The sequence below is a fragment of the Sphingomonas sp. NCPPB 2930 genome (assembly GCF_042867205.1).
Taxonomy (GTDB): domain Bacteria; phylum Pseudomonadota; class Alphaproteobacteria; order Sphingomonadales; family Sphingomonadaceae; genus Sphingomonas.
Map to the genome: position 1 here is coordinate 18388 of NZ_JBHZQU010000023.1, position 20091 is coordinate 38478.

Sequence of the window (20091 nt, forward strand, 5' to 3'; positions counted from 1 at the left end):
ACGTATAGCGGCTTGCCGCTTTTCAGCAATTTTCGTTGCGCTGAACTGCCACCATCATCGCCGCCGTATCGATGGAGGCGATGATGACACAGCGAACAGCCCTGATCCTGGGCGCTACCGGAGGGATCGGCGGGGCGATGGCCAGTCGACTGCTTGCCGGCAACTGGATCGTCCGGACCCTGACCCGAAGCGACACCGCGCACCTTCCCGAGGGATGCATCGGCGTGAGGGGCGATGCACTGAACCCGGCGGACGTGATTGCCGCAGCCATGGGGGCGGACGTCATCGTCCATGCCGTGAACCCGCCGGGCTATCGCGACTGGGAGACACTGGTCCTGCCAATGCTCGACAGCACGCTGGCGGCGGCGAAATCCAGCGGGGCCCGTATCCTATTGCCGGGGACGGTCTATAATTTCGGCGCCGATGCCTTTCCGTCGATCGCCGAGGATGCCCCACAGCATCCGCGCACCCGCAAGGGCGCGATCCGTGTCGAACTGGAACAGCGCCTGGAAGCAGCCGCCGACGCTGGCGATGCCAAGGTCCTGATCGTCCGCGCGGGGGATTATTTCGGCCCCGGCGCCGCGAACAACTGGTTCGGTCAGGGACTGATTACGCGCGGCTCCCGGCCCCGCGTGATCCGTAATCCCGGAAAGCGCGGGGTGGGTCATCAATGGGCGTACCTGCCCGACGTCGCCGAGACGATGGCGCGGCTGCTCGACCGGCCCGACCTGCCGGCCTTCGCGCGTTTCCACATGGATGGCCATTGGGATCCGGACGGTCGCCGGATGGTCGAGGCGATTGCCCGCGCGCTCGGTGACCCGGCCGTGCCGATCCGCCCTATGCCCTGGTGGCAGCTTCGCTTGGCCGCGCTGTTCGCCACGACGCCACGCGAGTTGATGGAGATGCGCTATCTCTGGCAGCAGCCGGTGCGCCTGGCGAACGACCGCCTCGTGTCGGAACTCGGGCAGGAACCGCACACGCCCCTCGCCGAAGCGGTGCGGGTGACGCTGGCGGGCCTCGGCTGTCTCTGACGGCGGGTGACGTGGGGGCCGCCATCGTCTATACCAGTGGCGAGACCGAAGGAGCCACGACCATGAACGACCGGAAGATCAGCGCCACCCGCCCTGCCCTTTCCGTCCGCCACGGTGTTCATGTCGAACTTCCTCACTCTCTCCAACCTTTCCGCCGCCACGCCTGACGGCCGACCGCTCTTCCATGATCTGACCTTGTCGGTCGGTGCCGAGCGCATCGGCTTGGTCGGGCGCAACGGATCCGGCAAGTCGACGCTGCTGCACATCATTGCGGGCGCAGCGCTTCCCTTGTCCGGCACGATCCACCGCGCGGGCACGGTCGACCGGCTTGCCCAGCTGTGGCATGACGGGGATAGCGTCGCCGAGGCGCTCGGTGTCCACCGCTCGCTGTCGATCTTGGCAAGGATCGAAGCCGGGGATGGCACCGCGGCAGACTTCGACGCCGCTGACTGGACACTGCCGGCGGCGATCGATGCCGCGCTCGCCGATGTCAGCCTCGGCGGCATCGCCCTGGAGCGCCCGATGGGAAGCCTTTCCGGCGGCGAGCGGACGCGGGTCGGCATGGCCCGGCTGGCGATCGCCAAGCCCGACCTGTTGCTGCTCGACGAACCGACCAACAATCTCGACGCCGAAGGCCGAGCCGCCATCGAACGCTGGATCGCGGGCTGGCGTGGCGGCCTTTTGGTTGCCAGCCATGATCGCGCGCTGCTCGAAACCATGGACCGCATCGTCGAACTCAGCCCGATCGGCATCCGTATCGGCGGCGGCGGCTGGTCAGCCTTTGCGGCGGCACGCGATGCCGAACGGTCCCGTGTGGAGGCCGAACAGACCCGCACCGATGCCGCGCTCCGTACCACCCGCCTGGCCGCCCAATCGGCCCGCGAGGCCAAGGACCGGCGCGACAAGGCCGGGCGCACCTTCGCCGCCAAGGGGTCGGAGCCGAAGATCCTGCTCGGTGCCCGCGCCGAGCGCGCGGAGAAGAGCGGCGGACAGGCCCGCCGCCTCGCCGAACGACAGATCGAGGAGGCCGTGCAAGCCCGAGACGCTGCCCAGGCGCGAGTCGAGGTGCTGACGCCGCTGACGATCGATCTGCCAGCCACCGGCCTGCCGTCGCAGGCGGAGGTGCTCGCGATCGAGCAAGCGACCGTCGCATATGGCGACCGACATTTCGGACCCTCGTCGCTGACGATCCGCGGGCCCGAGCGTGTCGCGCTGACCGGTCGCAACGGTGCCGGCAAATCGACCCTGCTCCGCCTCGCCACGGGCGACCTCGCACCGGCCAGCGGTACGGTCCGCCGACGCGCCGATCGGATCGCCATGCTCGACCAGCATATCGGCCTGCTCGACGCCGCCGACACCATCGTCGGCAACCTGCGCCGCCTCCACCCCACGCTGGACGAAGAGGCGGTCCATGCCGCCTGCGCGCGCTTCGCCTTTCGCAACCGTGATGCCCAGCGGCTCGTCGGCACGCTGTCGGGTGGGGAACGACTGCGGGCGGGATTGGCCGCCGCGCTCTCCGGACCGCAGCCGCCCTGGCTGCTGATCCTCGACGAGCCGACCAACCATCTCGATATCGAGTCGATCGAGGTTCTGGAACACGCGCTTCGGGGGTTCGACGGAGCGCTGCTCGTGGTCAGCCACGACGCTCGCTTCCTGAACGCGATCGGCATCGAGCGGTCCGTGGCCGTCACCAGCATCAAAGAGGATGCCGCCAAGCCCGAGCCCGGTTAGGCTGGCGCGATGCAGCGTCTTCATATCGCCATAGCGGGCTGTGGCCCGGCCGGTCTCGCCACGGCGTTGCTGCTGCATCGCGATGGCCACCATGTCACGCTGTTCGAGCGGTTCGATGCGCCCCGCCCGGTGGGATCGGGGCTGATGATCCAGCCGACCGGCTTTGCCGTTCTGCGCGAACTCGGGCTGGCCGACGCGCTGCTCGAACACGGTGCGCGCATCGATCGCCTCCACGGCGAGGCGGGAAGCAGCGGCCGGGTCGTCCTCGACGTGCGTTATGCCGCGCTCGGCAAAGGCGCAGGGTTCGGCATCGGCGTCCACCGCGCGACCTTGTTCGCCGTGTTGCACGAGGCCGTCGCTACCGAGCGGATCGCCATCGAAACCGGATGCGCGGTGACGGGGAGCGAGATGGCAGCAGACAACCGCCGCTTCCTGCTGCTGGAGGGCGGTGGCCGCGTCGGGCCATTCGACCTGATCGTCGATGCGCTCGGCACGCGGACGCCGATGGCGCCGCCCTGCGGTCGCAAACTGGCCTATGGTGCGCTCTGGGGCACCTTGGACTGGCCCGCCGATGCCGGTTTCGATCCCGGCGCACTCGAACAGCGCTATCGGCGCGCGAGCGTGATGGTCGGCGTCCTGCCCATCGGGCGGTTTCCCGGCGGCCTGCGCCAACAGGCCGCGTTGTTCTGGTCGTTGCGCGCGGATCGGCTGGCAGAATGGAGGGCGGCCGGGCTCGACGTCTGGAAGGCCGAGGTATCCGCACTATGGCCAGCAACGCGAGGATTGCTCGACCAGATCCGATCAGCCGATCAACTCACCTTCGCCCATTATGCACATCGTACGTTATCGACGCCTGCGGAGGCGGGCATGATCCACATCGGCGACGCCTGGCATTCGGCCAGCCCGCAATTGGGCCAGGGCGCGAACATGGCGCTGCTCGATGCCTATGCCCTGGCGCTGGCGTTGCGGCGATCACCGGATGTCGCGGCGGCGCTCAGTGCGGCGATCGCCATGCGGCGGCGGCATGTCCATTTGTACCAGGCGCTGACCGCGCTGTTCACGCCCGTCTACCAGTCCGACAGCCGGGCGATCCCCTTCGTGCGCGACCGCATCGTCGGGCCGTTGTCGAAGCTTTGGCCAGCCACCCGCATCCAGGCGGCCATGGTCAGCGGCCTCATCGGTAATCCGCTGAAGCCGCTGTTCGGTTAGCGAGCCCGCGCATCGGAATGGAGGAATGCAGCGTGTGGTCTCCGACCAAGCGTTGGCCATCGCTCACAACGACCGCTGGTTCGAGGGGAGATAGGACTTTCTCATACCCTATACGGGCAAGACGGCGTATTCGGACACAGACGGCGAAAATATACCCGCGGCTGTCCGAATTCGCTGGCTCGTCCGTATAGGGTGATAGAGCTCGCCCCGGATCAGTCAGGCGGCCTGCGCCCACAGCGTGCACTGCGCGGCGTCATATTGGATGTCCGGCCGCATGACCTGCCGGGCCAGCCAGGCGCTGGCACGTTCGACGCCCTCGCTCAGATCGTCGGCGGGCTTGCCGTCGATGTGCACGATCTCGCGCGGCGCGAGGCGAAAATGGCCACGCACATGGGCCTGCGGCAGGATCAGCCCGCGGCGGCCCGCCTTCGACAGCCACAGGCGGCAGCCGCTCTGGATGTGGCAGCGGCCATCGCGCGGCAGAAACAGCGCGATGTCGATCAGCGCCGGGGTCGGACGTTTGCGGAATTCAAGGTGCAGCAGATCGGAACTGGTTTCCACGGCATGGCGGCCCATCTCGATCTTGTCCTCGATCCCGAGCGGATCGCCACCGGTGATGAAGACGCCGGGCTTGAGCTTACGGTTGCCGAGCAGCAGCTTGACGATGGCGCGGGTGACGGCGGCTTCGAAGGTCGTGGCGGTCATCATTCTATCTCCTTGTTTCATCCCCGCATCGGGGCCGTTCATCATGTCGTTCATCTCAACCCTGGTTCTCGCTCCGGCACGCACGCACGATCTGGGCGGCGGCGCTCTCGAGCCCGGCAGCGCGGTCCCACAGGCAGTTCCAGGGCAACCGGGTGCCGATCTCGACGCCGTGACGGCCGAGCTTCACCGACAGCCCGCCACGAGCGGGCACCAGATGCAGGCCCTGATCACGGTCGCGAAAAAAGTTGAGGTCGGTGAGCAGCAGCGGGCCGGTGATCGAGCGCAGCGCGACATCGACGCGGACCGGGTCGATGGTCTCCGGGTGGAAACCGTGCCGAATCAAGAGCGTGTCGCGACGGCGCGTCGCTGCACAGCGCAGCAGCGCCTGATCGAACAACGGCTCGGTGACGGGGGTCATCGCGATGATGACGTTATGGTCGAGGCATTCGACCGCCCCGGGCAGGCCGGAGTTGCCGAAGAGCGGCGCCGGTTCGTCGCAGCGGAGTTCGCCGAGGACATAGTTCATCAACGCGACCGAGGCGGTCGGCAAAACATCGTGGATCATGGGGGACATGGAGCCTTTGCAGGACAAGCGTGATCCCCGGACCGGCTGGTCCGGATCAGGCCCCTTCGATTTTCATTTCTCGTCAGGGCTTCGCTCGGCTCCGGCCGATTGTCCCTTCCTCACGCGGCAGCGATCGCGGCCATCGCGAAAGATGGCGTTGCCGATGACGGCATAGACCCAGCTATCAAGTGTCCGCGCGCTGTCGCCGATGGTGCCGGACCGGTGAATGGCGGCAGCCGGGCAATAGACTTCGGCCATGGCGGGCACCCAGCCGGCGATGCTGCCGGCGGGCTGGCGCTGCCACCATTGCCCAGCGATCAGGGCGGTCAGCAGCAGAACGGCGCTCAGGCGGAACACCAAGGGCGAGCGGCGGCGCTTCATTTTCTTTCCTCCAGCAGATTGTCGCTGCTGGAGAGGGTAAACATCTCGAAATACGGCGGATTGTGGAGTCAGAAGCCGCCCAGCTTGCCCATGATGCAGCAACCTGACGTCCATCCTGCACAACGAGACTTGGTTCGTTAACGGGTTCGGCCTACACCCATGCCGTTCGCCAGCAGGCGGACCGAGGCGTGGAAACCTCGTCAAAGAGAGCCGTACGCCCGGTCGAAAGAGATTTCGGCCGGGGAGCGGGTGCGTATGTCCAGAGCTTCGGCTTAAAGTCTCTAGCTGCTGCCCCTCGGTGTGAGGGATATCCCGACTTCTTTAAGCTACCTCATGATCTGCTCCTTCGCGGATGTTTGCAAGATCACCGGTCATCACTCCCGGAGTGCAACAGTCTCTTCGCGGTCGGGCGCGTGGCATGGCCGTTGGGCCTGTCGCCTGCCGCAGTATGGGCATTCACATGCAAAGGGTGGAGCTTCAACAAGCGTCACGAGGTTGTCGCCACCTCACCTTTAGGCCCGAAGTCTCCTGTCCCTCCGCCTCCCGGGAGGACGGTTTCGCCGCTCTTGTGCGGACGAACCTGGTGTGAACCTGGAATTGTCTATGCGGTCGCGCGCGCCTGCATCAGGTCGCGGTGCGGCCCCACATCGGCAGCCTTGGCCATGAAGTGAGTGCCGTCGCGCCACAGGCTGAACATCACGATCGCCAGCTTGCGGGCGAGCGCGACCTTGGCCTTGTTGAAGCCGACGCGCTTGCTGAGCTTCATTCCCCAGTCCTTCAGCGTGCTGAACGACTTGGTGTTCGCCAGCATGACGGTCGCCGCGCCGACCAGATGGGTGCGGGTCAGCTGGTTGCCCATCTTGCTGATCCCGCCATGTGTCAGGCTCTCGCCCGACTGGTAGACGCGCGGGGTCAGGCCCAGATAGGCCGCGACATCGTCGACATGCCGGAACCGCGTCGGGTCCTCGATCGCGCTGTAGAAGGACAGCGCCGTGATCGTGCCGATGCCGGGGATCTCCATGAACCGCTTGCACACCGGATTGGACGCGGCGAGCAGGTCGAGTTCGCGCTCGATCCGCCCGGCCTCGATGTAGAAGCGCTCGCACAGGTCGAGGAGCGGGATGATCCGCGGCCGCAGGTCGACGGCTTCGGTGTCGGCGATGAGGCACAGCTGGTCGATGGCCCGTTCGCGGAACGTCGCCGGGCTGTCGCTGCCGGGTTCGATCCGCCCGCCATAGACCCGGACCAGCCCGCGGATCATCGCCTCGGTCTCGCGCCGCTGCTTGACCAGGCGGTCGCGCATGATCAGCGACGCCCGGACCTCGAAGCACAGGTTCGACTTGACGTAGACCTCGGTCAGATAGTGGCGGCCGCTGCGCGTGATCTCGGCGATGCCGCGCGCGTCGTTGGTGTCGGTCTTGTTGCGCTTCACCGACAATACCCGGTGGACCTGCAGCGCATCGAGCACCGCCACCTGGAAGCCCTGCTCACGCAGTTTGCCCGCCAGGTGCGGCGACAGGCCGCCCGTCTCCATGCCGATCAGCGTCACGTGCGACTTGAAGTTGCGGCGCAGATAGCGGCCGATCTCGGTCGCATGGCTCTTCATCGACACCTGGTGGACCACCGCACCATCGACATCCACGACGCACACCGCCGTGCTCTTGAACCCGATGTCTAGCCCCACCCAGAACCGCGCTGACGCCGGATCCACCTCCGCCCGCGCCATCGCCGCGACATAGGCCGGCGCCACGATCTTCTTCGACATGACCTGCTCCTTTCCCGTCACCGTTGACCGAAAAAGGATACGCCTCTCGCCGTCGCCTGGGCAGCAGCTAACCCACAAGCATCCGCGCCTGTCTCTTTGCAGGTTTCCAATCCCCGGCTCACGGGCCGGCATCGCCTCGTTTCACGGGGCGGTGCCGCCGGCTGGGGAAGCCGATGCATCGCCCGACACGGGGGTGCGTATGGTTGCGGGACTTGGCCGCCAATGGCGGAAAGCTTTTCAGACATCATCGGTGATTTCGGCAGCCATGCTGCTTGCGGCCTGTGGCGGTGGAGGTGGTGGCGTCGCTTCGTCCGGTTCATTGCCGACGCCTGCCCCGACGCCCAGCCCGGCACCGACGCCGTCCCCCACACCGACCCCGCCGCCCAGCGCTGCGGATAGCGCAGAGTACAAGGCGTCCGGCGCGGTGGTCGGTGCGAAAGCGGCCTATGCCTATGACAAGGGCATCACCGGCAAGGGCGTGACCATCGCGGTCATCGACACTGGCATCGCCACCAGCAGCGCCGAGTTCGCCGGCCGTATCTCGCCCGACAGCAAGGCGTTCGAAAATAAGATCGCGCGTTGCGCCACCTGCGCGCCGGAGACGGTCACCTTCCCGCTCGACGATGTGCAAGGTCATGGCACCGAGGTCGCCTCGGTCGCGCTGGCCGCCAGGAACGGGAACGGCATGCACGGCGTCGCCTATGACGCCACACTGCTCGCCCTCAAGATCGCCGCGCCCGATCTCGAGAACGTCACCGCCACCTCCGTCATCAAGGAGGCGGACAGCGCTAATCCGATGAATGTCGCCCCGGCGATTGCCTATGCGGTGGAGAAAGGCGCGTTTGTCATCTCGCTGAGCCTGAACGGCGGGGCAGCCGGTCAGGCGGCGACCGACCAACGCAACGCGATGGACGGCGTCGTCAAGGCCGACCGGCTGCTCGTGCAGTCCGTCTCCAACTTCATCGACGATAAAAGCGCCGCACCCGGCACGATCACCCGCAACCTTGTCGGCACCAATTTGGAGAACAGGGACAATTTCCTGTTCGGCATCCGTGTCGACAGCTCGCTGCGACCGCCCAGCGGCAATGGCCTGCCCGGCGATCTTGCCGACCGCACGCTGGCGGTCGTGGCGGTGGACGTCAGCGTCGTCGGCAAGGACGGGCAACTGACCACCGTAACCGGCAACAGCTTCGCCGCGCCGGCCATCGCCGGGGCCGCCGCGCTGCTCAAGCAATACTGGCCGTAACTCGGCGGCAAGGCGATCTCGCGGATCCTGCTCGATACCGCGACCGACCTCGGCGACAAGGGTGCAGACCAGATCTTCGGCGCCGGTTTGCTCAACGTCGAGGCCGCGATGAAGGCACAGGCGCCCACCAGTGCTTTCGCCGCCGCCGACATGGTGCTGGCGCGCTATTCTTCACTTAGCCTCTCCGGTCCGTTCGGTGGCGGTGGCCAACTAGCCGATACCGTCACCCACATGACGGTGTTCGACCGCTATGGCCGCGACTTCGCCATGACTGGCACCGCCGGCCCACGGGTTCGGAGTTCGGGATTGCTGGCGGGTGCGATGCTGGGGACGATCGATCCACCGTGGCTGGCCACCACGGCCAACGACATGAAACTGGGGTTCGCCTCCGCCGCCACGGGACCGTGGGCCGCAGCGCGCTCCAACCGACCGGCCACCTTCGCCTTCTCGCCTGCTGCAGGCCATATGGTGAGCTTCAGCGCCAATGACGCGATCGGGCAAGGTGCGGGCATCGCCGGTTCTGCCCTGCGCGGTGTCGTCGCTGGACCGGTCGGCACGTCATCGTCGTGGAGCGGCGGCGGCTGGTCGGCGGGCTTTGCTTCCGGCGCGTCGCACGACGGCCGCTCTGCTTTGCGCAGAGTCAGTTTCGCAACGCCGCTGGGGCTTGGTGTTGAGCTGTCGGATCTGACCGAGCGTGGCCAAGTGCTGGGCCTGCGCGGTCCTGCCACCTTTGCCCTGTCCGGCAGCCGGACGACCCTGGCCACGCTGACCGCCAGTCGCAGCATTGCAGGCATGCTGCTGTCGGCACAAGCCACGGCCGCCACCACCCGGGTCGATGGTGGATCGGACACGCTGCGCTTTACCGGGCCGATGACCGGGACGGCGTTCGCGCTCGACGCGGCGCATCGCCTCGGCGGCGGTACCGTCACATTCGGACTGTCATCGCCGCTCCGGCTGGAACGTGCCCGTGCCGTGGTCGAGGCGCCCGTCGCCTATGACCTGATGACCGGCGCGCTCGCCACCCGCCTCACCACCGTCGACCTGACCCCGACCGCACGCGAGATGGATGTCGAGCTCGGCTGGTCGGCCGCGCTGTCGCCGACTTCCTCGCTGCGGCTCGGCGTCGCCCACGCCTTCGATGCCGGGCACGTCGCCGGCGCGCAGGACACCGCCGGCTTTCTCAGCCTGACCCTCCGCTAATCCAGCATCACCACAAGGACATAGCCATGTACGACAGAATGATATTCGCGGCGGTTGCCGCTGGGCTGATAGCTTTCACCACGCCCGCCTATGCCGCCGATCCGGCCACCCTGGAAGTGGCCGGCATTCGGCTCGGCGACACGCCGCAGCAGGTCAAGGCGGCCCTGCAGCAGGCCGGGTACAAGGTGACCGAGACGCGCAAGACCGAATCCTTCGCGCAGCGCGTCGCGGTCGAGGTCGGAAACCGTAAAGGCCTGGCGGCACCCAATCCAACCTATGCCGGGATCGCCGAAATCATTGCCATGGGACCACACCAGGAGCGTGCCGACATCCAGTTCGCCCAAAACGCCGGGGGCGATAGCGTGTCGCGCGTTGAGGTCACCATCCCAGGTACCGCGATGGGCGAACCGGCGATGAAGGCACAGCTCTCCGCCAGATACGGCAAGCCCGATGCGGTGAAGGATCAGGGACTTACCTGGTACTGGTGCGCGCCGCAGGCGGTAAAGATCTGCGGTATGACCTATACCGGCGGCGAGCTCGATACGGTGTGGCCGACGCTGCGGGGCAGCACCGGCATGGGCAGCAATTCCATCATCCTGGAAGCGGGCACCGATGCGGATCGCCGCCTCAAGCAGGCGTTCGAGGCCGCCGTACTGGCGCGGGCGCCCAAGACAGACCGGGCCGCGTTCTGACGATCAAACGGGGTGGCAGCGGCCACCCCGCCCATAGAATCAAAAGCCAAGTCGCACCGATTGGCCAGGCTTCACGGCTACCTCCGCGCGCAGCCGTTCAACCAGTTCCAGCGCATCCGCCGCTGGCCAGTGACGCAACTGGCGCGCGACCACCGCGAAGTCGCCGGGAGTCAGCCCCTCTACCATGCCAAGGCATGCCGGGGCGGGCTCTCCGAAAAAACGCAGGAAGGCGGCGGCGGCGCGCTCTGCCCCGAGCGGTTTCAGCCGCAGCTTGAAGACGAACCGCCGCAATGTCGCCGGGTCCAGCCCCGCCTCGTGATTGGTCGCCGCGACGACCGGCAACGGATGCAGGTCGAGCCACGTCAGCAGTTCATTGACCTGTCCCACTTCCCAACTGGTTCGCGCCGTACTGCGGTCGAACAGCAGCGAGTCCGCCTCGTCGAACAACAGCACGGCCTCCCGCCGCCGCGCCTCGGCAAAGGCGTCGGCGATCTGCGCCTCGGTCTCGCCGACCCATTTGGACAGCAGGTCGGATGCACGCTTGACCAGCAGCGGCCGGTCGAGCGCCCGTGCCAGATGATGCGCGAAGGCGGTCTTGCCGGTGCCCGGCGGACCCGTCAGTAGCAGCGACACATCGCTTGCCCCGCCACCATCTGCCATGGCCGCGAACAGGCGATCGACCGGCCGATCGGTTTCAAACAGGTCGAGGTCGAACGCCGCCGGGCCGGGCGGTGGCAGCGTGCCACCCCGCAGTGCCCGGACCAGCGCCTCGGCCGCGACGATGCCGCCATCTTCTTCACCGGCCAGTTTACCCGCACGCGCCGCCATCCGCAGAACCGTCGCTGCCTCTGGTGCGGCGTCGAGCAACGTGGCGAAGGCAGGACCGGGCGTCACCAGCTCCTCACGTGCCACCCGGTCGAGCATCGCCGCTGCCGCCGCACGCGACGGCAGGTCGAGCCGCAGCACGAAGCTCATCCGCCGCAGGATCGCCGCATCGACATTGCCGATCGCGTTGGTCGTCCAGATCACCGGCACCGGGTTGGCCTCCAGCAGCCGGTTGACGAAGACCTTGCTTCCCTCGCGCCGACTGAACCAGTCGCCGCCCGCGGACGGACTGGCATCGCCGATCAGGTCCTCCATCTCGTCGAACAGCAGCACCGCCGGCTCCCGCCCGCCGAGCAGGCGCTGCGCTAGGGCGAGCGCCGCGACGCGCTCCCATCGACGCGGTTCCTCGCCGTCTTCGTCCGCCTCGCCGACGCCGTGCAGCACCGCGCCTGCCGCCGCCGCCAGCGTACGCGCGAGTTCGGTCTTGCCGGTGCCGGGCGGGCCGTAGATCAGGATGTTGATACCCGCCGCCGCCTCGCCCAGCGCACCGCGAAGCAGGCGGACGAGGAAGTCGATCGATTTTACATGCGCAAAGGCGTCGAGCCCCAGCGTGGCCGTCTGCCGCCGACCGACCAGCGTATCGAGCATCGCCTCTTCGCTCGCCGGAGCCCGGTCGAGCAGACGTTGCAAGGTCCAGCGGATCTCGACATCCGCCTCACCCTCACGGGTTGCCGTGAAGCAGGCCAGGCCCAGCCGCGTGACCGCACCCCGCCGCGCCGCGCGGTCCGCATCCTCCGCACCCGCCCCGGCCATCTCGCCGAGGAGTTGCGGCAGGTCATGCCCGTGACGGCTGAGCAATCGCGCCAAGGCACCGACGCGCGGCAATCGGTCGCACGCGACCATCAGGCGCAGCAGCGCCGCATCGATCGGCGACAATCCCAGCAACCGCGCCAGCGTACCCGCGAGTTCGAGCGCCTCCGCCCGCACCGATTCCCCACGCGGGGCAGCCAGACCGGCGAGTAAGCCTTCCCAGTTCCATTCGCCTTCTACGTCGGGCAGCAGCCAGGGCCGATGCGGCTCCGCCCATTCCAGCAGCGCCCTGGCGAGCGGTGCCGTCGCGGGCAATGCGCCCGCCGTCCGGAGCATCAGGCCCCGGACGATATCCAGTTCGTCCATGTGGTATCCACGCGTCTCTCAGGCCGACGGCGCAAGCGCGCGCGTCGACGTCATTCCTGTCGAAAGGGTGAGGTGCGGCGGGGGCGGATGCCGGCCCGCCGCCAACGTCGTGGGACGTTTACGCGAAAGGCCGGAGACCGCCGACCCGTGCACCGCAATAGGCGGCAAGGTCGAACACAGCATGTCTCCGTATGGCCCGCCGGTTGGTACGGGCTCGCTGGGCAGATAGCAGAAAGTCGTTACGCTCGCAATCCGTCAGCCGATCGTCACGGCATGCGCCCCTCCCGCCTGCTGCTCGAACCGGGTGCGTCGCCCGGTGAAGCGCTCGATCACCGTCGCCGCCGTACGAGCATGCTCGCTCGGCTTGACGGTGGTAAACACGCCGCCGCCCGCCAAGGCCATCGGCAACAGCAACTGGTCGGCGAGATACGGTCCGGCAAAAGCCTCGCACGCCAGATATCCGTGCATCCGCCCCACCGCCGTCTTCGCGACCCGCTCCGCCGTCACACCCAATTGCGCAAAGCCGCTGACGACCTCGGTGACATGCTCGAACTTCGCCTCCAGTAGCAGGATGTTGCCCGGCCCCTGATCTACCGGCAGTTCGCGCATGAAGCATTCGCGCTCCGGCCAGTCGAACGCCTTGCGGACAACGGCGATTTCCCGTTCGGCAATCGACATGGGCAATCCGGCGAACAAGGCGCAAGCCGAGACGCCGACCGCCTCGCCGCGCGTCAGGCATTCGATCGGCTGGAGCGGACCGGGGGTGATATCCACCTCGATCCGCCCGCCGCCACGCGGGTAGAAGCCATGCCGGACCAGCCGAGCCTCGACCCGCCCGCCCATTCGCCGGACGATCGGAAGGAAGCAGCGCTCGATGAACTCGAACGGCGGAGCCAGCATGTTATGGGTGCCGCCCTCCAGCGCTAGCCGCGACGGACCGTTGGCGAGCAGCAGCGGCATCAGCACCGTCTGCAACACCAGCCCCGTCGACCCCGCCGTTCCAACCGAAAAGCGATAGTCGCCGGCCGTCAACCGGCCGGGATGAAAGGTCAGGTCGGACGATCCGACGACCAGCCCCTCGCACGTCGCGCTGCCGATCGCGCACGCCGCCTCGATCGCGGTGACGTGCTGGCGCATCAGTCCCGGCTTCGATCGCTTGGCGCGGACGTTGGTGATACGGACCGGCTCCCCGGTAACAAGCGACAGCGCACAGGCATTGCGTACGACCTGTCCGCCGCCTTCGCCCTCGCTGCCATCAATCTCGATCATGATATTCACTCTGACCAATGATGTGCGTCGTCCACGGCCGCCTTGGCGGCCGGTGAAGCGGGGCAACAGGCCCCCGGCCTGTCGCTACCTCCCGCTTCACCCTTTGACGCACACCACCTGTTTCAACGTGTGGACGATCTCAACCAGATCGGCCTGGGCGGCCATCACAGCTTCGATCGGCTTATAGGCCTTGGGCGTCTCGTCGATCACGCCCTCGTCCTTGCGGCATTCTACGCCGGCGGTGTCGGCGATATGCTCGTCGAGCGTCACCAGCTTCTTGGCCGCCGTCCGGCTCATCACCCGGCCAGCGCCGTGCGAGCAGCTGTCGAAAGAGTCCGGGTTGCCCAGCCCGCGGACGATGAACGACTTGGCGCCCATCGATCCGGGGATGATCCCCATCACGCCCTTCGCCGCCCTTACCGCACCCTTGCGGGTCACGAGCACATTCTCGCCGAAGTGGTTTTCGCGCGTGACGTAATTGTGGTGGCAATTGACCGCCTCCAACTCCGCCTCGAACGGCTTGGCGATGACCTTGCGCATCGCGGCGATGACGTTGGTCATCATCATCCGCCGGTTGAGCGCCGCATAATCCTGCGCCCAGCCGACCGCCTCGACATAATCGTCGAAATGGTCGGTCCCTTCCGGAAAGTACGCCAGATCCTCATCGGGCAGGTTCAGGTGCCATTTGCGCATGTCCTGCTTGGCCAGCTCGATGAAGAAGGTGCCGATCGCGTTGCCGACGCCACGCGAGCCGGAGTGCAGCATCACCCACACCCGCGCCTCTTCGTCGAGGCACAGCTCGATAAAGTGGTTGCCGGTGCCCAGCGTCCCCAGATGCACGAGGTTGTTCGTGTTCTTGAGCCGCGGGTGCTTCTCGCAGATCCGATCGAACCGCTGAACAAGCGTCGCCCAGGCCGAGACGATCGCGGGCGGCGGGCTGCCCCAACTGCCATTGTCGCGCTTGCCACGCCCGACGCTGCGACCGTGCGGCACCGCCTGCTCGATCGCCGAGCGGACGCCCTCCAGATGGTCGGGCAGATCGCTCGCCATCAGCGAGGTCCGCGCCGCCATCATGCCGCAGCCGATGTCGACCCCGACCGCCGCCGGGATCACAGCGCCCTTGGTCGGGATCACCGACCCCACGGTCGCGCCGATACCGATATGGACGTCGGGCATGGCAGCGACATGCTTGAAGATGAACGGCATCTGCGCCGCCCGCGCCAATTGCGCCCGCGCGCCGTCCTCAACGGGAACGCCCCGCGTCCAGGCCTTGATCGGCACGCCGCCGGGGACGTCGGTGTATTCGTAAGCGGTGGCGGTCATTATCTAACTCCTCGGACTTACCTTTGAGGCGGCCGGCCTATTCCGGCCGCCTCTGCCGCGTGTCGGACCGTTCAATACCATGCGATCCGACGAACAGGGCTTTGCGAGGAGCGTGCCAAATACCGCGCGACAGTCGAAAATCTTGCCTATCTTCCTAGCAATTAACGATTTTCCCGACACTTTGATTATGAGCGGATTGATGCACACTTCAAGCTGTTACGATCGACATGGATCGTAGTTTATCCTAACGTATCACCATGAAACCCACTGTCGCTATCGGATTCCTTGGCTCGACGCTCGATGCCGCTAAGTTCGACGCCGGGCGGTGGAACCGATGGCGGCCGACGGTCGGCCTCATCATGCACGAAGACCTGCGGGTCGATCGACTCGTCCTGATCCACGGGACCCAGCATGCGCGCCTCGCCGCGTTCGTGGCGCTCGACATCGCCTCGGTGTCGCCGGAAACGCGGGTCGAGATGCAGGTGATGGACTTCGCCGACCCATGGGACTTCGAGGAGGTCTATGGAAAGCTGCTCGACTTCGCGCGGGCCTATCCGTTCGATCCCGATGCGGAAGACTATCTCGTTCACATCACGACCGGCACGCACGTCGCGCAGATCTGCCTGTTCCTGCTGACCGAGGCACATTATCTGCCGGGTCGCCTGCTTCAGACACAGCCTGCCCGTGGGTCTGGCGGGGCGGCGGGGACGTGGAACATCATCGACCTTGACCTGTCGCGCTACGACAGCATCGCCACGCGCTTCGCCGCCGACAGCGCCGAGAGCACCAGCTTCCTGAAATCGGGCATCGACACGCGCAACGCCGCCTTCAACGCGATGATCGACGAGATCGAGCAGGTCGCGGTCCGCAGCCGCGCACCCTTGCTGCTGATGGGTCCGACCGGCGCGGGCAAGAGCCAGCTCGCCCGGCGCATCTACGAACTGAAGCGGGTCAAGCGACAGGTGAAGGGGCCGCTGGTCGAGGTGAACTGTGCGACGCTGAAGGGTGACAGCGCGATGTCGGCCCTATTCGGCCACCGCAAGGGCGCCTTCACCGGCGCCGCTGCGGACCGTGCCGGGCTGCTGCGCACGGCGGACACCGGCGTGCTGTTCCTCGACGAGATCGGCGAACTCGGCCTTGACGAACAGGCGATGATCCTGCGTGCGATCGAGGACAAACGGTTCCTGCCGGTGGGCGCCGATCGCGAAGTCGATAGCGACTTCCAACTGATCGCCGGCACCAACCGCGATCTTGCCGCCTGCGTGGCGGCGGGGACGTTCCGCGATGACCTGTATGCGCGGCTCAATCTCTGGACGTTCGCGCTGCCCGGCCTTGCCGAGCGCCGCGAGGATATCGCGCCCAATCTCGACTATGAACTCGACCGTCATGCCGAGCGCGAGGGCGACCGCATCACCTTCAACAAGGAAGCGCGCGACCACTATCTCGGCTTCGCGACCAGTGCCGAGGCGCGCTGGCCGGGCAACTTCCGCGACCTCGCCGCCAGCGTCACCCGCATGGCGACCTTCAGTCCGTCGGGACGGATCAACGTCGACTGCGTCACCGCCGAGATCGCGCGGCTCAAGCGCCTTTGGACGGGCGGGGCGGACGCGCCCGATGCACTGGCCGGGCTACTGTCGGCCGATCAATTGGAGGCGCTGGACCCGTTCGATCGGGTCCAACTGGCGCATGTCGTTGCGACGTGTCGGGCCAGCCGCTCCTTGTCCGACGCCGGACGAACCCTGTTCGCCGCCTCTCGCCGCCAGCGCACCTCGACCAACGACGCCGATCGCCTGCGCAAATATCTGGCGCGGTTCGATCTGAGCTGGACCGACGTGATGGGCGATCGCTGACCCTGTAGGGCACGGGGCGGCCGATACCGCCCCGCGCCGCTCAGGCCGCCGCCGTGATCCTGCTCCATCCCGTGCGGAAGGCGCTGATCTCATCCGCCCAAAGTTGATGGGCCGTGTCGACGAGATCGGGATGCTCGCCGGCCCATCCGCTCGGCAGGTGCTGCCGCGCCAATACGCAGAGGTGGACATGCTGCCGGGCGGCGCTGAGGCCGTCGCCAGGCACGTGCAGCACCGCCATCGTCGACAGGCGACGACCGCCCGCCAGATGAACAGCCGCATAGGCCGACGCCATGTCGAGCAGGTCATGCGAAGGCATGTCATACTCGCCTTTGATGGTCAGGATCGCGGCGAGCAGCCGCTGATGCGGCCGGACGTTCGCATCATAATCCTCCAACAGCCGCCACAGCGGGGTATCGGGCGCCCCCTGCGCCAGGATCAGTCGATGGTCGCGGGCTGTGACGGGCAAGCCGCACGGTGTCCGCGGCGCATCGGCTTCCGGTTTGAACGGCGCCAGCTTGCTGCCGAACACCGCCATGACGTGGTTGACGCTCTGCCGGGATCGCGGGCGCAGCAGCGCATAGCCGACGGCCTCACAGCCGGGTTCGCGCACGTCATAGATCATGTCCATGACCTCGGCCGGGCTGTGCCACGGCACCACAGCCGCATTCTTGGTCTTCATTGTCTTTGTCACTCCGGCGGCGTGGGCTGCACACGCGTTGCCTTCTTTTTCACCCTGACGGTACAGCCGCCTAGGCGCACTCCTCCTTCTCTCCTTCTGCTTCGGGCGCTCGCCTAGCGCCCGGCCCCTCGTCCATGGGGCGGGAAACCGGGGGGAAAGTCTATATCGCTCGGCCCTTTGCTCAGACGGGGCGGGATCGCATTACGCCTTTCGCCGCGCTTACTTCGCTCCACGACAGGCACCGCCGAGTTAGGCTTGCCTGCTGCCGAAGATGGCACGGTCGCAGGCGGCACGGGTTCCGGTACCGCAGGCGCATTCGCTTGGGGCATGGGTCGCTTGGATTGAGCCGACCACTTCGCCGCCAGCCACGATGTCGTAGAACTCAGCCGGTGCCCAGCCGCGTTCCGGATCAGCCTCCGTCACCTTCTGCAACCTCAATGTGACCGCCATAGATGCCTCTGCTACCGCGACGCCTTGGTGTATTTGGTCAGTAAGCGTCCGGCCAGCGCCGTTGAGCGCTGAAGCACGAGGCACCCGTTCGGCAGCGCCTACTTGCTCCCATGGCCCACATGGACGATGCTGCCCGAATGAAGCCGTGGAATATGAGTGTCGGGATCATCCTCGGGCTGTTTATCGGGAGCCTGCTTTGGTGGGGCAGTTTCGTTCCCGGGAAGGGCATATTTCAAAATCTACAGCTCGTCATTGTCCCGGCTGCGCTCGCAATCGTGATCGTGTCAGTGCGGAACAAGCGGAAGAAAGCCGGCCCCTACAACCCCGAGGTTACTGTCAAAAATAGACGTGGAAGGGTGTAACCGAGCGTAGCCGGACACTTACGCCAATACCGGTGCCGCCCATTTCCACGGATCGCTTGCGTCAGCCGCCTTCATCGCTTTCCTAAATGACCATCCCATTCGGGCAATTATCCGCACTCCCCAGCGCGGCCAGATCGTGGCAATGACGGCGACCGATCGGAGGTGGGGATGACATTCACGATAGAACCCATAGGCTATGTCCGGGGCGGCCGCCCTGATCCCGTCGACGACGATTGGGGAAACACCCGGACCACGATCGAGCTGGACGCAACGCAGGTCGGGGCCGACGCGCTGGCGGGGTTGGATGCGTTCAGCCACGTCGAGATCATCTTCCTGTTCGATCGTGTGCCCGAAGAGAAGATCGAGCGTGGCGCACGTCACCCGAGAGGCCGTGAAGATTGGCCGCTCACCGGCATCTTTGCGCAACGGGGCAAGAACCGCCCCAATCGGCTCGGCGTGACCGTCTGCCGCGTGTTGAGCGTGGAAGGTTCGCGGCTGAACGTCGAGGGGTTAGACGCGATCGACGGAACGCCCGTGATCGACATCAAGCCGGTAATGCGTGAGTTCCTGCCTCGCGGTGAGGTTCGACAGCCGGAATGGGTATCCGAACTGATGGCAGCCTACTGGTGACCTGATCCCGTTTTCCGATCCCCGCGCGACGGCTTTCCCATAACGAACGCTGTGCCATAAGCGACGTGATGCCGGACGCTGGAGGCTTTGATGGCGGATGTGGTCGGCGCAATGCTCGTGCGAAACGGTGAGGTCCTGCTTGGGCTGAGGGCCGCGCACAAATCATTCGCCGGTGACTGGGACATCATCGGGGGGCACATCGAAAGCGGCGAGACGGCATGGGCGGCTCTTTGCCGCGAGTTGATCGAGGAAATCGGCGTGGAATGTGTCGCCGGCGATCCCCTTGGCACACTGAACATCGGCAGCGGTTCACATCCGTCCGTCCTGCACGTCTATTCCGTGTCATTGTGGGAAGGAGAACCGTCGCTTCAAAACGACGAGCATGTGAAGATTCGATGGTTCGGATTGGGTGAAGCCGAGCACCTTCCGAACCTCGCCACCCCGCTCTACCGAGCAATGTTCGCATCGTTATGCTGCCGATCGTAGCCGTTACCCCTCCTTCCCGAAACTCGATCCAATGGGAACGACGCAGGCTAAATCTCACCGCGCTACAGTGCGGCCAGCTGGGCGAGATGGTCATTGATGCCCACGCCCGAGCCGGTAACGTTGACCGTCTCGAAATAGTCGTGCCAGCCCGACGCGGCGATGCTGTGCACCAGTGCCTCGATCGCCGAGGCGTCGGGTGCCCGCCACAGGGCGAAGAAGCGGTGTGACGGGGCGTGAACGACCGCGGCCTCAGCCTCGCTGAACGCGATCGCTTCCACACTGATCACCGACAGCGCGGCCATGCCGGCACCGATTTTCTCGAAGAAGCGCTGTCGGTCGAGCTGATCGAGGGCGAGCCATGCTGGCTTGGGCGAATAGAGTTCGGTCAGATGATGCGTCACGGAATGGCTTCTTCGTCAGTGAGGGCGATTGATCGAACGTAAGCGTCCGGTGTTCCCCGCCTTGCTGACGAGGTGATGCGCAAGCCACAGGTGCAGCACTGTGGCAGACACTGGT

Annotated in this window: 18 protein-coding genes; 9 read left to right on the plus strand and 9 right to left on the minus strand. The window is 66.3% G+C overall.

The features are described from left to right. Positions 1 to 83 precede the first annotated feature (83 nt). The 3 genes from ACFX59_RS17285 (at position 84) to ACFX59_RS17295 (ending at position 3971) form a co-directional block, all read left to right on the plus strand. On the plus strand, positions 84 to 1031 hold the full coding sequence (locus ACFX59_RS17285; protein WP_387434125.1) for an NAD-dependent epimerase/dehydratase family protein: 948 nt from the start codon (positions 84 to 86) through the stop codon (positions 1029 to 1031). 120 nt (positions 1032 to 1151) lie between these two features. Continuing rightward, on the plus strand, positions 1152 to 2762 hold the full coding sequence (locus ACFX59_RS17290; protein WP_387434127.1) for an ABC-F family ATP-binding cassette domain-containing protein: 1611 nt from the start codon (positions 1152 to 1154) through the stop codon (positions 2760 to 2762). A 9-nt stretch (positions 2763 to 2771) separates the two neighbouring features. Further along, complete coding sequence (locus ACFX59_RS17295; RefSeq protein ID WP_387434129.1) at positions 2772 to 3971, plus strand: FAD-dependent oxidoreductase; 1200 nt, start codon at positions 2772 to 2774, stop codon at positions 3969 to 3971. Positions 3972 to 4187: 216 nt separating this feature from the next. Here ACFX59_RS17295 and ACFX59_RS17300 read toward each other — a convergent pair whose 3' ends face one another. The 4 genes from ACFX59_RS17300 to ACFX59_RS17315 form a co-directional block, all read right to left on the minus strand. After that, a complete protein-coding gene (locus tag ACFX59_RS17300; protein ID WP_387434131.1) occupies positions 4188 to 4676 on the minus strand; it encodes a hypothetical protein in 489 nt (162 codons plus the stop codon). A gap of 55 nt (positions 4677 to 4731) precedes the next feature. After that, positions 4732 to 5250, minus strand: coding sequence for a hypothetical protein (locus ACFX59_RS17305; protein ID WP_387434133.1), 519 nt, complete (start codon positions 5248 to 5250; stop codon positions 4732 to 4734). Positions 5251 to 5313: 63 nt separating this feature from the next. Further along, entirely contained in the window at positions 5314 to 5622 is a 309-nt protein-coding gene (locus ACFX59_RS17310) for a hypothetical protein (protein WP_387434135.1), read from the minus strand. Between the two features lie 601 nt (positions 5623 to 6223). After that, positions 6224 to 7387, minus strand: coding sequence for an IS110 family transposase (locus tag ACFX59_RS17315; protein ID WP_387434138.1), 1164 nt, complete (start codon positions 7385 to 7387; stop codon positions 6224 to 6226). A gap of 199 nt (positions 7388 to 7586) precedes the next feature. Here ACFX59_RS17315 and ACFX59_RS17320 point away from each other — a divergent pair, with 199 nt between their 5' ends. From ACFX59_RS17320 to ACFX59_RS17330, 3 genes are all read left to right on the plus strand, one after another. Further along, complete coding sequence (locus tag ACFX59_RS17320) at positions 7587 to 8633, plus strand: S8 family serine peptidase (protein ID WP_387434140.1); 1047 nt, start codon at positions 7587 to 7589, stop codon at positions 8631 to 8633. Positions 8634 to 8741: 108 nt separating this feature from the next. Then, a complete protein-coding gene (locus ACFX59_RS17325; protein WP_387434142.1) occupies positions 8742 to 9833 on the plus strand; it encodes a hypothetical protein in 1092 nt (363 codons plus the stop codon). A 26-nt stretch (positions 9834 to 9859) separates the two neighbouring features. After that, a complete protein-coding gene (locus tag ACFX59_RS17330) occupies positions 9860 to 10525 on the plus strand; it encodes a hypothetical protein (protein WP_387434144.1) in 666 nt (221 codons plus the stop codon). A 39-nt stretch (positions 10526 to 10564) separates the two neighbouring features. On the opposite strand, the gene ACFX59_RS17335 is transcribed toward ACFX59_RS17330, so the two are convergent. From ACFX59_RS17335 to ACFX59_RS17345, 3 genes are all read right to left on the minus strand, one after another. Beyond that, positions 10565 to 12526: an AAA family ATPase gene (locus ACFX59_RS17335; RefSeq protein WP_387434146.1), complete on the minus strand. Its 1962-nt coding sequence runs from the start codon at positions 12524 to 12526 to the stop codon at positions 10565 to 10567. Positions 12527 to 12781: 255 nt separating this feature from the next. After that, positions 12782 to 13795, minus strand: a complete 1014-nt coding sequence (gene rtcA / locus ACFX59_RS17340) for an RNA 3'-terminal phosphate cyclase (RefSeq protein WP_387434148.1) — start codon at positions 13793 to 13795, stop codon at positions 12782 to 12784. Between the two features lie 96 nt (positions 13796 to 13891). Further along, positions 13892 to 15118 (minus strand): RtcB family protein, encoded by a 1227-nt coding sequence (locus tag ACFX59_RS17345; protein WP_387434150.1) that lies wholly within the window; start codon positions 15116 to 15118, stop codon positions 13892 to 13894. Positions 15119 to 15375: 257 nt separating this feature from the next. On the opposite strand from ACFX59_RS17345, the gene rtcR reads away from it, so the two are divergent. Next, complete coding sequence (gene rtcR, locus ACFX59_RS17350; protein ID WP_387434153.1) at positions 15376 to 16968, plus strand: RNA repair transcriptional activator RtcR; 1593 nt, start codon at positions 15376 to 15378, stop codon at positions 16966 to 16968. A gap of 40 nt (positions 16969 to 17008) precedes the next feature. Here rtcR and ACFX59_RS17355 read toward each other — a convergent pair whose 3' ends face one another. Continuing rightward, positions 17009 to 17647 (minus strand): hypothetical protein, encoded by a 639-nt coding sequence (locus ACFX59_RS17355; RefSeq protein WP_387434156.1) that lies wholly within the window; start codon positions 17645 to 17647, stop codon positions 17009 to 17011. Between the two features lie 980 nt (positions 17648 to 18627). On the opposite strand from ACFX59_RS17355, the gene ACFX59_RS17360 reads away from it, so the two are divergent. Then, the gene (locus ACFX59_RS17360) at positions 18628 to 19089 is read left to right on the plus strand and encodes an SAM-dependent methyltransferase (protein ID WP_387434158.1); all 462 of its coding nucleotides are present in this window, start codon (positions 18628 to 18630) and stop codon (positions 19087 to 19089) included. A gap of 90 nt (positions 19090 to 19179) precedes the next feature. Beyond that, the gene (locus tag ACFX59_RS17365) at positions 19180 to 19575 is read left to right on the plus strand and encodes an NUDIX domain-containing protein (protein WP_387434160.1); all 396 of its coding nucleotides are present in this window, start codon (positions 19180 to 19182) and stop codon (positions 19573 to 19575) included. A 62-nt stretch (positions 19576 to 19637) separates the two neighbouring features. On the opposite strand, the gene ACFX59_RS17370 is transcribed toward ACFX59_RS17365, so the two are convergent. Beyond that, positions 19638 to 19976 carry a DUF6616 family protein gene (locus tag ACFX59_RS17370; protein WP_387434162.1) on the minus strand — a complete coding sequence of 113 codons (339 nt, stop codon included), beginning with the start codon at positions 19974 to 19976 and terminating at the stop codon, positions 19638 to 19640. Between the last annotated feature and the right edge of the window lie 115 nt (positions 19977 to 20091).

Bases quoted from the DNA above. Each gene is read 5' to 3' on its own strand.
- ACFX59_RS17320 (WP_387434140.1), top strand. From the start codon at position 7,587: ATGGTTGCGGGACTTGGCCGCCAATGGCGGAAAGCTTTTCAGACATCA.
- ACFX59_RS17315 (WP_387434138.1), bottom strand. From the start codon at position 7,387: ATGTCGAAGAAGATCGTGGCGCCGGCCTATGTCGCGGCGATGGCGCGG.
- ACFX59_RS17335 (WP_387434146.1), bottom strand. From the start codon at position 12,526: ATGGACGAACTGGATATCGTCCGGGGCCTGATGCTCCGGACGGCGGGC.
- ACFX59_RS17305 (WP_387434133.1), bottom strand. From the start codon at position 5,250: ATGTCCCCCATGATCCACGATGTTTTGCCGACCGCCTCGGTCGCGTTG.
- ACFX59_RS17360 (WP_387434158.1), top strand. From the start codon at position 18,628: ATGACATTCACGATAGAACCCATAGGCTATGTCCGGGGCGGCCGCCCT.
- ACFX59_RS17290 (WP_387434127.1), top strand. From the start codon at position 1,152: ATGTCGAACTTCCTCACTCTCTCCAACCTTTCCGCCGCCACGCCTGAC.
- ACFX59_RS17330 (WP_387434144.1), top strand. From the start codon at position 9,860: ATGTACGACAGAATGATATTCGCGGCGGTTGCCGCTGGGCTGATAGCT.
- ACFX59_RS17355 (WP_387434156.1), bottom strand. From the start codon at position 17,647: ATGAAGACCAAGAATGCGGCTGTGGTGCCGTGGCACAGCCCGGCCGAG.
- ACFX59_RS17345 (WP_387434150.1), bottom strand. From the start codon at position 15,118: ATGACCGCCACCGCTTACGAATACACCGACGTCCCCGGCGGCGTGCCG.
- ACFX59_RS17300 (WP_387434131.1), bottom strand. From the start codon at position 4,676: ATGACCGCCACGACCTTCGAAGCCGCCGTCACCCGCGCCATCGTCAAG.
- ACFX59_RS17365 (WP_387434160.1), top strand. From the start codon at position 19,180: ATGGCGGATGTGGTCGGCGCAATGCTCGTGCGAAACGGTGAGGTCCTG.
- rtcA (WP_387434148.1), bottom strand. From the start codon at position 13,795: ATGATCGAGATTGATGGCAGCGAGGGCGAAGGCGGCGGACAGGTCGTA.
- ACFX59_RS17285 (WP_387434125.1), top strand. From the start codon at position 84: ATGACACAGCGAACAGCCCTGATCCTGGGCGCTACCGGAGGGATCGGC.
- ACFX59_RS17295 (WP_387434129.1), top strand. From the start codon at position 2,772: ATGCAGCGTCTTCATATCGCCATAGCGGGCTGTGGCCCGGCCGGTCTC.
- ACFX59_RS17310 (WP_387434135.1), bottom strand. From the start codon at position 5,622: ATGAAGCGCCGCCGCTCGCCCTTGGTGTTCCGCCTGAGCGCCGTTCTG.
- ACFX59_RS17325 (WP_387434142.1), top strand. From the start codon at position 8,742: ATGAAGGCACAGGCGCCCACCAGTGCTTTCGCCGCCGCCGACATGGTG.
- rtcR (WP_387434153.1), top strand. From the start codon at position 15,376: ATGAAACCCACTGTCGCTATCGGATTCCTTGGCTCGACGCTCGATGCC.